The sequence below is a fragment of the uncultured Thermosynechococcus sp. genome, assembly GCF_937958135.1.
In the GTDB taxonomy this organism is placed as follows: Bacteria; Cyanobacteriota; Cyanobacteriia; order Thermosynechococcales; family Thermosynechococcaceae; genus Thermosynechococcus.
Window position 1 is genome coordinate 1 of sequence record NZ_CALGOG010000005.1, and the last position, 17293, is coordinate 17293.

Consider the following 17293-nt stretch of genomic DNA (forward strand, 5'->3'; position numbering starts at 1 on the left):
GTGAACCCAGCCCATCCCCAAGCGAGTGATACACCGCTGGAAATCAAAGAGACGCCCTTTCGCACGATCGGTGCTGCCTTGGCCTGGGCGCAGAGGCGCGATCGCCCCACGGACATTTACATCCACGGCGGCATTTATCGGGAGGCTTTGGGAACAATTCAGCAGCGGCAAACCCCCCTGCGGCTGATAGCTAAGGCGGGCAATCCCGTGATTTTGCGCGGCAGCCAACAATGGTCAGACTGGCAAGAAGTCTCTACCACGCCGGCAGTGACAATCTACCGTCACCCTTGGACCCTGGCTTGGGGATTCTCCGGCAACCCTTGGACGGATTACGGCGTTGATCTGCCCTTGCTAGCGCAGCGGGGCGAACTGGTTTGGCGACAGGATCATCCCCTGCGGCAGCAACTCCGCTTCGAGGAATTGCAGGGGAATGATTTCTATGTGGATGAGAGGGAGCAGCAACTGTATGTGGCCTTGCCAAGGGGCATCTCGCCGAGCGAGCTAGAGGTGGCCGTTCACCGCGAAGCCTTGCGCATCCTAGACAGTCGTCTTATTAGCTTGATCGGGTTGCGCTTTGAACACTATGGCGGCACCTTTACCCAAGCAGTGCGCATTGAACGCAGCCGTGAGATTCTGGTTCAAGACTGTACCTTTTGGGCGAATAACTGGGGCGGGCTGGAAAGCCACCAGAGCGATCGCCTGCGGGTGGAGCGAACCCAGTTTCTGCAAAATGGCTGGCGGGGCATGGCGGGTGTCTATCTACGGGACTTTACGGTTCAGGAGGTGCTAGTTCAAGGGAATAATTGGCGAGGGGCTTGGGCAGGATTTTACACTTGGGATGCAGGGGATAAGTACTTTCACCTCCGCCGAGCTGTCTTTGAGCGCTACCGCGCCGTTGGGAATCAAGCAGCAGGTCTGTGGCTGGATACTGACAATCAAGACGTGCAGATTCGGCGATCGCAGTTCGTTGGCAATGCCGTTGTTGGTCTTTTTCTAGAGGCAGGCGCAGGACCAGTCACCATTGAGGACTCATTGATTGCCTATAACTACAGCGTTGCCCCCAACTACCTGCAGACCCCCGGCATTTTTGGTTGGGCAGCGGCCCATGTCACCCTGCGCCGCAACTGGATTTGGGAAAACCAAGGGGCACAAATTGGGGTGCGGGATCCTTCGCCCCGCACGGTGACACTGCCCGAAACAGGGAAAGAAGTCACAATTGTGTCCCAAGATTGGCACCTAGAGGGGAATTGGATTGGTAGCCACCAAGAGCAACTGCTGACTACCCTCAAGGGGCAACCTTTTTTGCAAACCCTGAGATTGCAGGATAATCACTGGTGGAGTGAGGCTCCCTATCCCTTTCGCATAGAAGGGGAAAATATCAATTGGCACCAGTGGCAGAAACAGTACGGCAATGCCAGCGATCGCTGGCTCACCCCCTAAAGGCGATCGCGCAACTGATTCACCATCGCTTGGGCAGAGGCCTCATCAACAAACATCCCCAGTTGAATCTTGGTTTGCTTGCCATCCCCGACCAAAAAGGCATCGGGCACGAGAGCTTGGACTTTTTCTAGATCAGCAGGTTCTTTGTAGGGAGCGAGGACATAGTAGCGACCATTGGGCATTTTTTCGACAGAGAGTTGTATCCTTTGGTCAGGTTCAGCCGAGGCAGGGGTGGGAGAGGCACTCGGCGAAGGACTCTGGGCAGGTTCCAACTGGGCAAGGGTACTACGATTCACTTCCGGAAATTCCCGCGCGGTCATATCAGGCCCTACGGGCGGTGTCGGTGCTGGCGATTCAGGAGCTGGACTGGCGGGGGAGGGCAATTCGCTGACAATCGGGAAAGGCCGGCGGCTAAACCACCACAGGGCCGCACCACTAAAGCCCGCCAAAATGCCTACCACAATTAACCAGCGTTGCACCAAATGTTGATTATTGCTCTCGCGCCGCTGCAACCAAGGACGCTCTCGGTGTTGCCGTACCTGTTTGAGCAGCTCACGGGTGGAGGGAAAGGGAGACTTTGTTGGGTTTGGCGTTTGGGGGACAGGGGGATCACCGGCGTAGGATTGGGGCAAGAGTTCTGCTAAATCTGTGGGGTCAAACGCGAGAAATGGATCAGGGAGCACCTCATTTGGGCGTTCATCAGCGGCCGGCGCAGTTTCTGAGGTTACCGCCAAAGAACCGACAACGGGAGGAGCGGCTGATGACACAGGCTCTGGGGTGGATGCGGCAGGGACACTCGGTTCTGGGGGCGTTGCCGTTTTCGGAACAGGTGGGGCTTCAAAGGGGGAGTGGGTCTGTACCATGCGATGGCAGCGATACTGGGTGAGTTCTGCCTCTAAACTAAGGTTGAGGACAGCCAAAGCCGCCTGCAAACGTTGGCGATCGAGGGTGGCAGAGGTCATGGCAATCGCTCCGAAATCAGTGCCCAACAGTCCCTTTCCTTAACGCACCGCGCCGATGGATTATGCAGCAAACTGTGCAGGTTCGCCAAAATGGCACAAACGCCCGCTATTGAGTGTTTGCATTCCCGCCTATAACCGTCCCCAAGGCCTAGGGCAAGCCGTGCGCTCAGTGGTGGCGCCCCTGCCCCGCGAATACCATAGCCAGGTGGAGATAGTGATTACCGATGATTCCCCTGCGCCAGCCGCAGTTGCAGATCTACTTGCTTCATGGTCAGGCCGCTGGAACTACCAGCATAATCCGCAGCGCCTAGGCATGGTGGCCAATTGGAACGCGAGCTTGGCCAAAGCCTCAGGGGAGTTTATTCTGCTTTTGCACGATGACGATTACCTCCTGCCCCAAGGAATCACCACCATTCTGCAAACCCTCACCCAGTACAGCCGCCAGTTTGATGTCTTTCTTTTTGGGGTGCATTTGGTGGATCAGCAGCAGCGTTGTCTGCGACGGCAGATGCCACGGCAGCAAAAATGGCTCTCCCCGGCGCAAGCCCTTAGTCAATTGCTGCGGCATTCTTCATTTGTGCGCTTTCCCGCCTTAGTCTGGCGGCGATCGCTCCTCGACGAGGTCGGCTATTTTGATCCCGCCTACGGCGAAGCCACAGACCTCTATCAATGGCTACGCTTCTTTGCCCAGAAGGGAGTTTATACTGTTCCCCGCGCCACTGCTGCCTATACGATTCATGATCAGGCCCTGACAATGGGAATGTTTCAGGCCGAGACTTTGGCCACCCTGGGGCGGATTTTTACAGCCGCTGCCGATTTACACCTTCTCTCACCCCAGAAACTACGGCAGTGCCAGTGTGACTTTTTTCACCAGTTTATCTTGGCGGGAACTTGGCGCTTTTTACGCCGACGGCAGTGGCAACGGGCACAGGCAGTGTACCGGCTTTTTGAGCGGCCAGAGGTCATCGCATTGGGGCGATCGCCCCGCTGGCAAGGTTTGCGTTGGCTGTTTGGCAGTTGGCTTTGGTTGCGAGCACTCTTGGACTAACTGAGGTTGACCGCCCACCGCACATAGGGAAGTCGAGCTGCGACTTCATGAATTTTGTCACGGTTCGCCAAAAGTTGACCACAGGCATCCCATTGACCTGAAATGAACATTTGCCGCGCACTTTCTGCCATCGTTAGGGGAATGACTCGATCCCCTGCTGTCAGGGTTCGTGTGTGCAGATCAAGGGTCAGTTCGGTACTGGGCTGATCCTCCAAGAGGGTTTGCAGCGCTTGGATCTGTTCGGGGGTACTTGTCAGACAAGGAATTCCTATGGCTAGGCAGTTCCCGGCAAAAATTTCGGCAAAGCTTTCGCCCACAATGGCTTGAATCCCCCAACGGGCAATCGCCTGGGGCGCATGTTCCCGACTGGAGCCACAGCCAAAATTGGCATTGACGACTAGAATCTTTGCTCCTTGGTATTGGGGCAGGTTAAAAGGGTGATCTGACGCCCGGCGATCGTCGGCAAACACGTGTTCCCCTAGGCCGTCAAAGGTGACACAGCGGAGAAACCGTGCCGGGATGATGCGATCGGTATCAATATCGTTGCCCCGCAGCGGGAGGCCACGACCGATAATGCGTTCAATCTTACTCATAGGCTTATCTTACTGGATTCCGCAGCTTGTAAGGGCGGGCTGGGGAGAATTGCCCTGGAGCAAGTTACTCAAGAGTAAAGTTGGTGGTTGAGCATGGGGCCAGGCAAAGGCATGGCGAAAGGCTGCTTCTTGGCAGGCTTGCAACTCCTTGAAGTTGAGGATGTCGTGAGTGAGCAAGTTTTCGTACTCAAAGGGCAGCCGCACATTGTGCAGACCGGCATTATCGGTACAGATGGCCACATCCACTCCCGCTTCAAAACAGCGCTCAAAGACCAGCCGCAGTTGCGCGTAGCTCTCAAGCGTACCCGTTTGAAAATAGGTTGTCGGACACACTTCTAGGCATTGACCTGCGGCGGCCACTTCTTTGAGCAGCTCTGGATAGCGCAGGGGAATTTGAATACCATGGCCAATGCGTTGCAGGTATGGCAGCAGTTGGGGATAGCAGCCATTCACCGTTTCGTAGAGGTGGCCGGTGGTTTTCAGGCCGCGATCGCGGGCATAAGCATAGAGTTTAATAAATTCCGCCATGCGATCGCCATAGACACTATCCCCCCCCGCCAAATCAATGCCGCAGACAAACTGGGGAAAACTCGCCGCCAGATCCACAATGGCACGGTTGACCGCATAGGGGAGTCGCGTGTGCATGCAGAGAATTTGGCTCGTGACAATGGGGTACTCCGGCACTTGGCAAGCCAAACCCACCGTCTTCACAATGTCCGCCATCTGCTCAATGCGCTCGCTCTCAGAGCGCTGCGGATCCGTGCGCAGATAGGGAGTATAGCGCAGCTCTAGATAAGCCAAGTTTTCAAAAATATAGGCGCCGCGAATTAGACGAAAAATGAAATAGGGCAATGCCTGTGGTGTTTGCACACTCTCCACAAGGGTGTGGAGTTCGAGGTATTCTTCCAGGGACTGGCGGGGGCGAGTATAAAAGGTTTCAAAGTCCTCGTAGTTGGGAAAGCGATCGGCGAGGGCGCGATCGTTCCGCTGAAAATACCGCCAAAGAATCCGTGGTACAACTGAGCCACCCAAATGCCGATGTAGTTCTGCGTACAGTGCCATACGTGCTCCTTGAACTGGCCAAAACGTCACCAATACCCAAGCCGGCCAGAGGGGTCCATGTCCACACCTCAGCCATAGAAATCGAAAACAGAACAAAAACAGCGATGAACGCAGCAAAGAAGGGTTAAATTATTCCAATGTTAACAAATTTTACAAAGATGGCGCAGGGAACGAGGGGCGCAAACGCTAGGATCATCTCGATCTTCAAATGGTTGGGTATCGCAAATGTGGCTTTTGCAACGGCGAGGACGGTTGCCCTATGCTCTCTCAAGCGGCAATGTAGTCACAATTGCTTTAGAACTATACCGTCATCAGGGCAATCGCTATTTTCTTTTGAGCCTTTTTGCCCATGCGTGGTTTTTTTTGCTCACCATTGCCGCCGTGCTGATCGGGGCCGTAGCGCTAATTATGGGTGGGCTTCTTGCTAGGACGAGCAATGATGTTACTCCGTTTCTCTTAGGCGCAGGCATCAGTATCCTGGCGGCCTTGCCCTTGTATCTTTTTGGTTGGGCACGACTGATGGCCGGTGGTGCGCTGCTTTCTCGCCGTATCTATGCCGTTCTCACTGCCCTTGAGGAATCAGAATCGGAAGCCCGCCGCCGCATTTTTCCAAACATGCTGAATTACTTGCTGGCCACGCTGATTGTGGGTTTCATTTTGCTCATAGTTTACGGGGTCTTGGGGGCGATCGGTTACTTAATCTATTTGGTCGGTGCGCCTTTAGTGCAATTGCTGGCGCAGAATATCCAAACTGAACCCACAAGAAACCTCTTCTTCTTAACTTTTTTGCCGAGCATTCTGTTACTGGTGCTCCTTGCGTTGTTGGTGATTGGCTACTTCATGGCACGGCTCTCCCTTGTTGATGTCGTCTTAGCCCTCGAACCCGGTTGTACGCCCCTCAAATCTGTTCAGCGCAGTTGGCAACTGACCCAGGGACAGGCGTGGCATACCCTAACGGTGTTCTTTGTGGCTTCCCTTGCCACGATTCCCGCGAATCTCCTTGGCAGCCTCATCAACAGCGTGGTGATTATTCCCGTCGCTGGCCTGTTTGTAGCGGTTTTACTCCTGCCCCTCTGGCAAGGGATCAAGGCAGTGCTCTACTGGGATCTGCGGGTACGCAATGAAGGAGCAGCGTTTCAAGTCCGCCCTGAGGCAGTAAATCCCCTGCGCTGGTTGCGACGGGTTACACTACGCACACCCGAAAGTATTGAGTTGGACTTTGCCCTTGGGGGAATCGGTAGCCGGATTCTAGCTTGGCTCATTGATCAGGTGATTCTCTACACAGCACTTGTACTCTTTTCGCTGGCTGCAGGGTACCTCTACTTTTATGCCCTTTACCCGTGGCTGATTGAGGTGCTACCCGCCGGTGGTCAAAGTATTGGAGCTTGGAGTTTGGCTATTTATCTACTTGTGACGTTTGCCCTCTACAACGGCTACTACATTTTCTTTGAAACCTACTGGCAAGGGCAAACCCCCGGCAAGCGCTATGCAGAAATTCGGGTTGTTCAGGATAATGGCCGCCCCATTGGTTTGCGGGAAGCCACGTTGCGCAGTCTGCTTCAGCCTATTGATTTTGCTTTTTTTGGTATAGGGGCATTCCTAGTGGCGTTATCTCGATCGGAAAAACGCTTAGGAGATATGGTGGCAGGTACCCTTGTGATTCAAGATGAACAAGCAGTGCGGTTGGCTCCTAAAGCTACACCCCTTCAGCAATCACAGGCGGCTTGGGTACAGGAGTTGCGATCGCTCGCCCACTGGGAACAGATGACTCCTGAACACTATCTGCTGGTACGGAACTACCTCAACAGTCGCGATCGCCTGAGTCCTGCAGGTCGCTATCAAGCGGCTCAAGAGCTACGCCAACAATTAGAACCCCTGTTGCTGCCAACATATCCTGCCAACTGGCCTACCCTCAGTGCCGAGGATTTCCTAGAAGGTCTATACATTGCCTATCGTCAACGATACCAGTCATCCCCCTAGTGTGAGGCCGTTATGCGCTGGCTGCTGACCCTTAGTTGTAGTCTGACCCTTTTGGGCGCCTTTCCCCTGTTCATGGGTCGGGCGAGTGAACCGACAGTTCAGGCTGTTGCTTCTCTCCCTCAACGCTATCAACTGCTGGGGTTATCCTTTGAAACGCCCCTACCGTTTTCGCCGCCCACCTCATTTGGTGAAAATGGCGTTGCTGTGGTCTATCCCGCCAACGCCCTACCGGGAGAGCACAAGCTAATGGTGGCCTTAATGAGCTTACCTAAAACAAGCGAGGTGCTGGGGGGTCTCTCGGATCAGGAGTTGCGCAGTTGGCTACGGTTTACTCAAATGGGTGGCTCCCTCTCAGCCGCTTCTGGGCGGATTGAGCGACAGATTTTGGGGCGGCGAGTAGGTGGTGAAGTGTTTTATGATCCAACCCCTCGACCGATGCACCAAGAGTTATATTTAATTCATCTCCAAGGAGGGCGGCGGTTGGCTCTCCTCTTTGAAGCGGAAGATCAAGTGCCCTTGCCTGTGCTGGAGCAAGTCTTTAACCACGTGGCAGCCTCGCTGCAGGAATTACCCCCGCGATCGCGAGAATGGCAACAGAGTTTTGAAGGGGGGAAACATCCTTGAGCCTAAGGGCATTCCCCCAACAGTTGAAATGACCGGAGATTTGCCCTGTAGCCCAGATTGCTGGCAGCGCCGCAACGGAAACCCTGCGGGTCAATTCTCTCCATTGGCGATCGCCCGCGGCTGGGTTGGATCATCAGCTCCATACCCAAGCCCCCCTCTTGCCCTGGATTTAACGGAAATTTTCCGCGTGTTCCTGGTGGACAGGGTTGTCATTGGCTCAACGAACCGAATGCAGTGGCACTCCGGCAACTCCTTTGAAGAAGCCGAGATCATGGGTGGCTGAGGGATGGGGGTCTCCGCCAGTTTATTAACTTTACGAAGTTCGTAAGGGTGAAACTCCAAAGCACCCAGTAACGAATTACGCCGTTCTGCAATACCTACGCTAACCATTACCGGCTAAAGCAATCAACGACCACCACGCATCGCCGCCTTGTCCTTAAGCTGCCGCCGGAACTCGAAGAAGCCCATCTCAGCAATGGACTGCGACAGGGGCCGATTCTTCAGCATGCCGCGCACATTCAGACTCTCGACGCAAATCCTATCGAACCGGCGCGTGAGAGCGGACGTGAACCATGCAACCGCACCGGCCTCCTCGCCTTCTCAGGGTGGATTTTTCTTTGCCGACGGATCTATTCAGATGGACAAACCCTTGATTTTTGCGTCGAATCCGCCGGAGTTGCTCTGGGAGGGGGTTTGAGCATTTTTAGTCATCTCGTAGAAAATAATTTACCCCCCCTTGCAAAGGATCCCTCGGAACAGGGGGTTGCAATCCGCTCAGGGAGAGGCTCTATTAAAGATGCTCTTGCTTTCCTTCGGGGAAGCTGATTAAAGGGAAACTTTTCTCCTTGCCAAGAATGGCAAACTGCGGTGCTAGAATTGTAAAGCCTTGCTTTTTGCATCTGTCAAAAGGCCATTTGTCCGAAGGGAGTTGACCGCAATGATTACCCGCAACTACGAAACGCTTTACATTATTCGTCCCGACGTGGGCGAAGAACAACTGGAACAAACTATTAACCAATTGCGCACGTTTTTAGAAGAACAGGGCGCCACGAAGCTGAAGGTGCAAAATCGCGGTAAGCGTCGGTTTGCCTACCCAATTAAGAAACTGCGGGAGGGTTACTATATCCTCATGACCTACACTGCTCCTGGGACAGCGATCGCCCCCCTAGAACGCGCTATGCGTCTCAATGAAAACATTCTCCGCTTCATGACGATTGTCCTAGAAGCAGAGACCGCCACCGAAGAACCAGAGGAGGAAAATCCTGTTCTCGCCCGCGCCTAGGACAGCACACTGACTGCAACTCATCTGCAAAGGGGGCATCATGGCACCATCTTCCAGCTCTTGGATGTGCGATGGCGTACCTAAAAACGGTAAGGCCTACCCCCATGCCGGTGGTGCCCACCCACCCCATGAAAACTTCGGCCCCGATTGTGTGATATGTGGACTGCCCCGTGAGGCCATGAATCCGCTGAGTGGTACTGGGGCAACTGGGGCGGGAAAATCGAAAGTGCCGTTAGTTTCTGTGGCCCTTGGGGTGGCCTTATTATTCGTGGGGGGCATCGGCTTTCTGGGGTATCGCATCTTTGTGGGCAGCCGCAACGGCAATACTTTACTTCCGACGGCAGGCACCGGCAGCGGCAACCAATTGGTGAGCAAAACCACTGCTCGCAACACGGCCTACATCAGTCAAGGGGAGCGCATCCTCATCAGTGAGCCGAATCCCCAGCGAGCAGCCCTCAAGCAGGAGGCAGCCCTTGCCTTTGATCGGGGAGATTGGGCACAGGCGATCGCCAAGTATCAAGAACTGGTGAAGATGGATCCCAATGATCCAGAGGCACGGATTTATCTGAACAATGCCCGTGCCCGCCAAGCCGGTACGCCGATGACGCTGGCCACCGTGGTTCCCATTGGCACTAGCCCCGACACTGCCAAGGAAATCCTGCGGGGAGTAGCCCAGTACCAAGAGCGCTTCAATGCCGCTGCCCCTAGGCGTGCTCTCGAAGTTGCCATTGTCAATGAAAACAGCCCTAACGGCGTGATCAGTCTAGCCGAGGATTTGATCAACAGTTCCATCCAGGGGGTACTGGGTCATGGCACCGATGCCAATAGTCGGGCGGCTTTACAGGTTTATGAACAAGCGGGGATTGCCGCCCTTTCTCCCCTGACCACAAATGTCACCCCCCAAGGGAACGGCAAGGTGCAGGTGCAAACCCTTCCTCTGAATGAAAAAGGGCGGCAACTGCTGAATACCTACCTTGACAATGCAGCGAATACCCTTGCCGAAGCCGCCGCAAAAAAAGTGACCAATGCTAAAGTGGCGGTGCTGTACAACAGCGATAGTCCCTATAGTAATGAGTTAAAGACCAAATTGGTGGCAGCCTTACCTCGGTTTGGTGCGCAGGTGGTGCAACAGATTGATGCAGCCGCTGCTGGCTTTAATGCCAAGACAGCGATGACTACAGCGCAGCAAGCGGGAGCCAATGTGGTGATTTTAGCCATGAGTCGAGCACGGGTGAATGAGGCTGTTGCCTTTGCTATTGCCAATCAAACCCAGACAACCCCTGTGCAATTGTTTGGGAGTGATCAACTCTATAGCCCGGATTTGCTGATCAAAGGGGATAGCGCCATCAACGGCATGATTTTAGCAGTGCCTTGGAGTACTAACCCCGGTGATCCTTTTGCTCAGCAGGCTGCCCAGGCTTGGCGGGGGCAGATTAGTTGGCGTACAACCACTGCCTACGATGCAACGCAGGCGCTAGCTCAAGCAATGACCCAAGGGGGCGATCGCGCCAGTACCCAACAACTGCTTCGCCAAGGAGTGCAAATTCAGGGGGAAACCGTCAGTGGGACGTTTGATCGGGTTCCTCTGGTTCAGGCGGCACCCGGTCCCAATGGCCCCAAGGGGTCCAACTACCAGTTCAACGCTCTCAGGAGCATCTAAACCTCTTCAAGAATGCTAAGCTATTGCCCGTTGGTATTTTAGGAATCTCCATGACTGCAAAAATTGGCATTATCGGCGGCAGTGGTCTCTACAAAATGGACGCCCTTACCGATGTCGAAGAGGTGCGCTTGACCACTCCCTTTGGCGATCCCTCCGATGCTTTTATCTGCGGCAAGATTGCTGGGGTTCCTGTCGTCTTTTTGGCGCGCCATGGCCGTGATCACCATTTGCTGCCGACGGAGATTCCCTTTCGTGCCAACATCTATGGGTTTAAGTCCCTGGGGGTCGAGTATCTGCTCTCTGCCTCGGCGGTGGGTTCCCTACAAGAACAGGTAAAGCCCCTCGATATGGTTGTGCCAGATCAATTTATTGACCGTACCCGCAACCGCATCTCGACGTTCTTTGGCGATGGCATTGTAGCGCATGTTGGTTTTGCCGAGCCGGTATGTCCTGCCCTGGCCGGCATTCTGGCGGATGCGATCGCCGATCTCAACTTGCCCGATGTCACTCTCCATCGTCAGGGCACCTATGTGTGTATAGAAGGTCCTGCCTTCTCCACGCTAGCAGAGTCCAACCTGTACCGCCTGTGGGGCGGCACTGTTATCGGCATGACGAATCTACCGGAGGCCAAATTGGCTCGCGAAGCAGAGATTGCCTATGCAACGCTGGCGCTTGTAACGGACTACGACTGCTGGCACCCAGAGCATGACTCGGTAACGGTGGAAATGATTATTGACAACTTGCAGCGCAATGTCAGAAATGCCCAAGCCATTATTTGCGAAACCGTCAAACGTCTTCATGCCAATCCGCCTGCCTCTAAAGCCCACCGTGCCTTGAAAAACGCGATTCTCACTCCCCTTGACAAGGTACCCGCCGCAACCAAGGAGAAACTCCACCTACTCTTGGCAAAGTATCTCTAGGTTAGAGACTCTCAGCCCCTCTGATCACTGTCAAACCCAAGGGGGTTCCACAGTTGCGGATAGGTGGTCTTGGGACTGAGACAGCGACAGCGGCTGAGGGCAGTGGCAAGGTCTTCGATCTTAATCGGTTTACTGATGTAGTCATCCATGCCCGCCGCAAAGCAGCGCTCGCGATCGCCCGCGAGGGCATTCGCCGTCATGGCAATAATCCAAGGGCGTTGACCAGGAGGCCATTGGGCACAAATGCGTTCAGTGGTCTCAAGACCATCCAGCTTGGGCATTTGCACATCCATGAGCACAACATCATAGGGGCGCTGTTGGAGGGCTTCAAGTACTTCGAGGCCATTGGCTGCCACATCGGCACGGTAACCCAGCCGCTTGAGAATATGCAACGCCACCTTCTGGTTAACAGCATTGTCCTCGGCCAGGAGAATCCGCAGCGGGAAGCGACTGCCCAAGGTGGGATCAATGCTTGTTGTTGTCAGGGCAGGCTCACTTGCCGATTCCCTGCTGAGGGTCTTAATCAGAGTTTGACGTAGGGTGAGGGGGCGGATTGGTTTGGGCACGTGAGCCGTGATCAATTCCTTGCGGCTAGCGGTCTGCAGCCAACTCAGGGGAGTGAGCAGGATAATAGGCTGTTGCTTGAAGCCATCCCCTGATTGCAATCGTTCTGCCAACTGAAGCCCCGTCATTTGGGGCATATTCAAATCAATGACCGCCAAATCCCACTGGGGCGGTGCCTCCAGAACGCAGTGCGGATCACCATACCCGACAGGAATCATACCCCAGTTTTGTAGCAGTGTGCAGAGATTCTCACGGCTGGCCGCATTGTCATCCACAACCAAGACATGCTTGCCTTCTAAGGCAGGGTGAGCCGCCGGCGGCACATAGGGTTTTTGCCCTTGGGCGAGGATCGTAAAGGTAAATGTTGTGCCCTGACCCTCAACACTCTCAACACACATATCGCCGCCCATCAACTGACAGAGGCGCTTGCTAATGACCAGCCCTAACCCGGTACCGCCATACTCGCGTGTTGTGGAGGCATCCACTTGGCTAAAGGGTTTGAAGAGCCGATCTAGGCGATCGCTGGGAATACCAATGCCCGTATCCTGAACTTGAAATTGGAGAAAATCCTTACCCTCTTGCCTGGCCACTCCCACATGCACCACCACTTGGCCTTCGTGGGTAAACTTAATGCCATTGCCCACCAAGTTCACGAGAATCTGCCGCAGCCGTGTCACGTCCCCTCTGATTTGGGCAGGAGTTTCCGGCGTACAGGTGTAGAGTAACTCTAACTCCTTCTCCTCGGCTTTGCTGGCCAATAAACTCAGGACGTCCTCTACACACTCGCGTACATCGAAGGGCTGCTGCTCTAGTACCAACTTGCCCGATTCAATTTTGGAAAAGTCAAGAATGTCGTTAATAATCGTTAATAATGTCTCACCGGCCTGGTGCAGGGTTTGCAAAAAGTCCCGTTGCTGCTCATTGAGGGGCGTATCTAAGAGCAAGTTGGTAAAGCCCAAAACAGCATTCATCGGTGTGCGGATTTCATGGCTCATGGTGGCCAAAAATTCACTCTTGGCACGGTTGGCGAGTTCCGCTTGCAGGCGCGCCTGTTCAAGTTCTTGGTTTTGCTGCGCCAGCAATTGTCGCTGCTGCTGTTCGTGGCGCAGGAGTTCCGCTTGGGCGATCGCAATCCCTACTTGAGCGGCCACCGCCTCTAGAAGTTCGATTTCCTCAGGGGTCCACTGTCGCCGGCGATCGCACTGGTGCAGGCCAATAATGCCGTTGGGCACTCCTTTATAGGACGTACGAATGGCCAGCATGGACTTGATTTCAAACCGGCGGCATAGTTTCTCTGCATTGGCTAGGAGAGGATCTTGGGTCACATCATGGGAAACAACGGCGGCATCACTTTCTAGGACTTTCAAGGCGTGGGGGTTATTTTCCACAGGAATATTCACCCCTTTCATTGAGGGGTAGCCCGGTTGCAAATATTCCGCCACATCGGGAATACACGGCGGTGGTCCCGGCTCGTAGCGGTGAATCAAACAGCGACTGACCCCAAAAGCACGACCAATTTCGATGACAGTTGTCTCAAAGATGGTTTCTGGATCGAGGCTCTGGCGAATCTGTTCGGTGATTTGATTCAAGAGCAATGCCCGCTGCATTTGCTGCTGTAGTTGCTGACGCTGGCGGGTCTCCTGTTCGAGCAGTTGCACTTGGGCAAGGCCAATCCCCACTTGGGCCGCTACGCTCTTGAGCACACTTTTAATAGCCTCTGTCCATCGTCGGTGGCGATCGCACTGGTGCAAAACGAGTAACCCATTGGCTTGATTGCGATAGGCTGTGCGAACAATCACCGCAGACTTCACACTCAGGGCTTCGCAGTACTCATGGAGGGCAATCAGGCGATTGTCGGTAGTGACATCATCGCAGCTAAAGACTTCGTCCGAGGCAAAGACCGACTCCAAAAATGACCCCCGTATCTGTGCCAAATCAAGGTCGCACTCATTGACGGAGGCCACCCCCGGCGCACAATACTCCGCCACCAGTTCCATGGGTGAAGGGGCATTCTCTTGATACACAAATAGGAGGCAACGACTGACATTCAGGGCTGTCCCCACCTGCTGGACGGCTGTGCGACAAATGTGTTCGCGCTCGATTTGCTGGCGAATTTCCTCGGTAATACGGTTGAGAATCAGCGTGCGTTTTACCTGCTGTTGTAAAAAGAGCTGTGCCCGCTGCCGTTCAGTGACATCACTTTGAATGCCGATGTAGTGGGTAATTTCACCAAATTCGTTATAAATCGGTGAGATGGCAAGCTCGTTCCAAAAGGGCTGGCCGTTTTTGCGGTAATTGCGCAGAACCACCCGGCAGGATTGGCCTTTTTTAAGCGCATTACGAATTGCTTCGGCCCCCGGTTGATGGCGATCGCGCCCCTGAAGAAAGCGGCAATTTTTGCCAATGACCTCCGCCAAGCGATAACCGGTGATGCGTTCAAAGGCAGGATTAGCATAGATAATGGGATTATCCGGTTGGCGGTAGTCGGTAATTACAATGCCATTGGTACTGGCAATAATCGCTCGCTCCCGCAGTCGCAGTTCCGCCTCAATTTTTTTCTTGTCGCTAATATCAATGGCCAACTCCAAGAAGCCAATGAGTTGCCCTTGACCGTCATGAATGGGGGTGACAGAAAGGGATACAGGAAAGCGAGAGCCATCCCGTCGTATCAGTGTCCACTCCTGCCGATCTGCCAAGTCTCGTCGTGCCCGTGCCACGAGCGTCTCAAACCCCCCAGGGATGGATTCCCCCAGTTGGGCACTTAAAATCTGAGCGTATCTTTCCAGCTCTTGGGGATCATGGAAGCGTTCCGGAGTGGCTTGACCCGCTAATTCTGAGGCAGGATATCCCAGCCATTCTTCGGCAGCTCGATTCATGAGCGTAATGATGCCATCCGGGCGGGTAACAATGATGGCGTGATTACGACTGTTAAAAATAGCCTCCTGTAGGCTACTCAGCCTCTGGATATGGGCTAGGTGCTGCCGGGTCACCTCCAAGTGGCGGCGAAGCTCCAGTTCGTTGACGACTTGCCGACCGAGGGTGCGCAAGGTTTGCTGTTGAACTGGTGTTAGCTCACGCGGCTGGTAGTCCACCACACAGAGGGTGCCAATGCCGTAGCCACGGGGAGTTATTAAGGGCATCCCGGCATAGAAGCGAATATAGGGTGGCCCTGTGACAACGGGATTATCGGCAAAACGTGGATCAAGACGGGCATCGGGGACAATCACCAACTCTGATTGCAAGATCACATGGGCACAGAAGGCAATGGAGCGGGGGGTTTCACAAATCTCAATGCCCACTTTCGACTTAAACCATTGCCGCTCGCGATCAATGAGGCTGATGAGAGCAATGGGGGTTTGGCAAATGGCTGCTGCTAAATTGGTAATCTCATCAAAGATTGGTTCCGGAGGCGTATCTAAAACTCGATACTGCTCAAGGGCACGTTGCCGTTCCGGTTCATTTGCTGGCAATGGAGCAGCAGGCATAGCCCAAAAGTCCCGCCTTTTCGTTGCAGAAAGTCTTCTCCCATTATATGAATTGCCTAGGGTCTCAAGAGAATTCTCTCGTAGGCGGCAAGTCCGCCCTCTCTCTCTGAAGGCGGTGACAATAAAAAGGGTGTAGAACCCCTGCCTACACCCTCGCTGAAATGACTAGGGGCAGTGTGCTCTTAGCCTGCCCACCCCTTGGCCGCCTGATCCATCACATAGGCAGCCACATCCCGAATTTGCTCCTCGGTGAGACGACCGCCAAAGGCCGGCATGGCGTTTTTACCGTGCTGCACTTGGTAGATAATGGCCTCCTCGGAGTACATGCCATATTGCTCAAGCGCTTCTTTTTTCAAGGTTTTGTTAGCCATCACCACATTGCCGCCACCCATATGGCAGGCTGCGCAGTTGCCGCTAAAGACCTTAGCGCCGTTGGCCAAATTAGCCGCGAAGGCGACAGGGGTAAGGCTGACAAATAGAGCGCTGGCGATCGCGAAAATGCGCATGAGTAGCTTTTTCAAGGGAGTTCTCCTTTCCTAGAATGCGTCAGGGTCTGGGTAAAGTGCCAAAAATCAAGGGGTGTAAGACTCACCAAAAGTTAGTGTAGCAAAGTTCCCAATCTAGGGGGCGCTGTCTGGAAAGCGTTCTACGCCCCAACCGGGAGCCACAGCGGCTGCTCGCAAAATAAAGGCAGCTAACGCCTCAAGCTGTTCCGTCGTTAACCAGTCCTCACTTACGCGGCGGCAGGAATAGCTTTCTTCACTGCCATCGTAGGACATGGGCGATCGCTGGAAAGCAACGAGGCTGGCAATCGTATCCCGTGGCGGTGTTGCCCCCTTTAGATCTTTTAGGGAAAGTGACACCAAAGGATTGGGTAACGTGCTGCCACCGACATGACAGTTTTTGCAGTTTTCCTCAAAGAGCCGCTTGCCACGGGTCAGATCCGCTGCTGTGAAGGTTTTGGTCTCACCGCGATCATTGAGGGGTAATTCAACCGTGTCCGTTACCTTGAGGTATTGGATCACATAGTTATCTACCCCGGCGGCTGCCAGTGCCGTTGCCGGCGCGATCGCCCAGCCCAGCAGCAGAATCAAAAGACCGCCGCAAAGCCAGCCGAGAGACCGTTGCCAAAAGTGAGGTTGGTACATGGGTATTGGGAAAATCCTTGTTATGGGTCATCAATAATAAACTTTGCCACCGCCCCATTTATCCCCCAAGATTTTGGGTTCAACGAGGATGTAGCCGGCGATCGCCCCCAAGTCTTTCTCCGTCAGGTTGCGCATTTTCGGGAAAATGTCGGCACTGCGCAGACTGGGGTGAACCTCCGCAATTTCTTGCTCACCGTCGTAGGTGGTGGGGTTCTTCATGTAGTCCACTAGGCCTTCAATGGTATCCCGTGGCGGCGTGGCGAGGGCGAGGGTTTCTGTGCGCAAATCCAAGCTGGGGTTCGTTTTGGTGATCCCCCCCACATGACAGGAGGCACAGGCATACTGGAAGAGGCGCTTACCCTCTAGGTATTGTTTTTCCGTCAGCGTAATTGTTTTGCCCTCACTGTTGAGGGGAACGGTCAAGACTTCAGGGGTCAGTTGAGCGGCCAGTGCTGTGCCCGTGGCCAGTTGCCAGAGGCAGAGGCAGAGAGCGACCGCAAGCCAAACGCATTTTTTTAACATAGT

The 17293-nt window shown here is 54.2% G+C and carries 15 protein-coding genes and 1 pseudogene; 8 read left to right on the forward strand and 8 right to left on the reverse strand.

Translation table 11 applies throughout. The annotated features are described in order from the left end of the window. A partial coding sequence (locus Q0711_RS00565; protein ID WP_298612529.1) for a right-handed parallel beta-helix repeat-containing protein occupies nt 1-1440 on the forward strand: 1440 nt, incomplete at its 5' end. On the opposite strand, the gene Q0711_RS00570 is transcribed toward Q0711_RS00565, so the two are convergent. Then, nucleotides 1437-2429 carry an SPOR domain-containing protein gene (locus Q0711_RS00570; RefSeq protein ID WP_299041268.1) on the reverse strand — a complete coding sequence of 331 codons (993 nt, stop codon included), beginning with the start codon at nt 2427-2429 and terminating at the stop codon, nt 1437-1439. The two genes, Q0711_RS00565 and Q0711_RS00570, sit on opposite strands and share 4 nt — an antisense overlap. Nucleotides 2430-2511: 82 nt before the next feature. Between Q0711_RS00570 and Q0711_RS00575 the strand changes: the two genes are divergently transcribed. Next, on the forward strand, nt 2512-3450 hold the full coding sequence (locus Q0711_RS00575) for a glycosyltransferase (protein ID WP_298612523.1): 939 nt from the start codon (nt 2512-2514) through the stop codon (nt 3448-3450). Here Q0711_RS00575 and leuD read toward each other — a convergent pair. Both leuD and Q0711_RS00585 read right to left on the reverse strand, forming a co-directional pair. Further along, nucleotides 3447-4043 carry a 3-isopropylmalate dehydratase small subunit gene (gene leuD / locus Q0711_RS00580; RefSeq protein ID WP_298612520.1) on the reverse strand — a complete coding sequence of 199 codons (597 nt, stop codon included), beginning with the start codon at nt 4041-4043 and terminating at the stop codon, nt 3447-3449. The genes Q0711_RS00575 and leuD overlap by 4 nt on opposite strands. A gap of 9 nt (nt 4044-4052) precedes the next feature. Further along, on the reverse strand, nt 4053-5105 hold the full coding sequence (locus tag Q0711_RS00585; protein WP_298977678.1) for an adenosine deaminase: 1053 nt from the start codon (nt 5103-5105) through the stop codon (nt 4053-4055). Nucleotides 5106-5330: 225 nt separating this feature from the next. On the opposite strand from Q0711_RS00585, the gene Q0711_RS00590 reads away from it, so the two are divergent. Genes Q0711_RS00590 through Q0711_RS11605 form a run of 3 tightly spaced genes read left to right on the forward strand, consistent with a single transcriptional unit; the run spans nt 5331 to nt 7992 of the window. Next, entirely contained in the window at nt 5331-7085 is a 1755-nt protein-coding gene (locus tag Q0711_RS00590; RefSeq protein WP_298977675.1) for an RDD family protein, read from the forward strand. Between the two features lie 12 nt (nt 7086-7097). Further along, entirely contained in the window at nt 7098-7709 is a 612-nt protein-coding gene (locus tag Q0711_RS00595; protein WP_299041270.1) for a hypothetical protein, read from the forward strand. Between the two features lie 28 nt (nt 7710-7737). Further along, a complete protein-coding gene (locus Q0711_RS11605; RefSeq protein ID WP_298617749.1) occupies nt 7738-7992 on the forward strand; it encodes a CRISPR-associated endonuclease Cas1 in 255 nt (84 codons plus the stop codon). 125 nt (nt 7993-8117) lie between these two features. Here the strand turns inward: Q0711_RS11605 and Q0711_RS11610 are convergent. Then, nucleotides 8118-8276, reverse strand: a pseudogene (locus tag Q0711_RS11610) (RNA-guided endonuclease TnpB family protein); the annotation flags it as partial. 370 nt (nt 8277-8646) lie between these two features. On the opposite strand from Q0711_RS11610, the gene rpsF reads away from it, so the two are divergent. Genes rpsF through Q0711_RS00610 form a run of 3 tightly spaced genes read left to right on the forward strand, consistent with a single transcriptional unit; the run spans nt 8647 to nt 11571 of the window. After that, nucleotides 8647-8991 carry a 30S ribosomal protein S6 gene (gene rpsF / locus Q0711_RS00600; RefSeq protein WP_298616021.1) on the forward strand — a complete coding sequence of 115 codons (345 nt, stop codon included), beginning with the start codon at nt 8647-8649 and terminating at the stop codon, nt 8989-8991. A 40-nt stretch (nt 8992-9031) separates the two neighbouring features. Further along, nucleotides 9032-10651 carry an ABC transporter substrate-binding protein gene (locus tag Q0711_RS00605; RefSeq protein ID WP_299041272.1) on the forward strand — a complete coding sequence of 540 codons (1620 nt, stop codon included), beginning with the start codon at nt 9032-9034 and terminating at the stop codon, nt 10649-10651. A gap of 50 nt (nt 10652-10701) precedes the next feature. Then, nucleotides 10702-11571 (forward strand): S-methyl-5'-thioadenosine phosphorylase, encoded by an 870-nt coding sequence (locus Q0711_RS00610; protein ID WP_298617338.1) that lies wholly within the window; start codon nt 10702-10704, stop codon nt 11569-11571. A gap of 11 nt (nt 11572-11582) precedes the next feature. Here Q0711_RS00610 and Q0711_RS00615 read toward each other — a convergent pair whose 3' ends face one another. From Q0711_RS00615 to psbV, 4 genes are all read right to left on the reverse strand, one after another. Continuing rightward, a complete protein-coding gene (locus Q0711_RS00615) occupies nt 11583-15620 on the reverse strand; it encodes a GAF domain-containing protein (RefSeq protein ID WP_299041274.1) in 4038 nt (1345 codons plus the stop codon). Nucleotides 15621-15802: 182 nt separating this feature from the next. Next, a complete protein-coding gene (gene petJ / locus Q0711_RS00620; RefSeq protein WP_298615990.1) occupies nt 15803-16141 on the reverse strand; it encodes a cytochrome c6 PetJ in 339 nt (112 codons plus the stop codon). Nucleotides 16142-16240: 99 nt separating this feature from the next. Continuing rightward, nucleotides 16241-16768 (reverse strand): photosystem II cytochrome PsbV2, encoded by a 528-nt coding sequence (psbV2, locus tag Q0711_RS00625; RefSeq protein ID WP_298615993.1) that lies wholly within the window; start codon nt 16766-16768, stop codon nt 16241-16243. A 30-nt stretch (nt 16769-16798) separates the two neighbouring features. Next, complete coding sequence (psbV, locus tag Q0711_RS00630; RefSeq protein WP_298615996.1) at nt 16799-17290, reverse strand: photosystem II cytochrome c-550; 492 nt, start codon at nt 17288-17290, stop codon at nt 16799-16801. Nucleotides 17291-17293 lie beyond the last annotated feature (3 nt).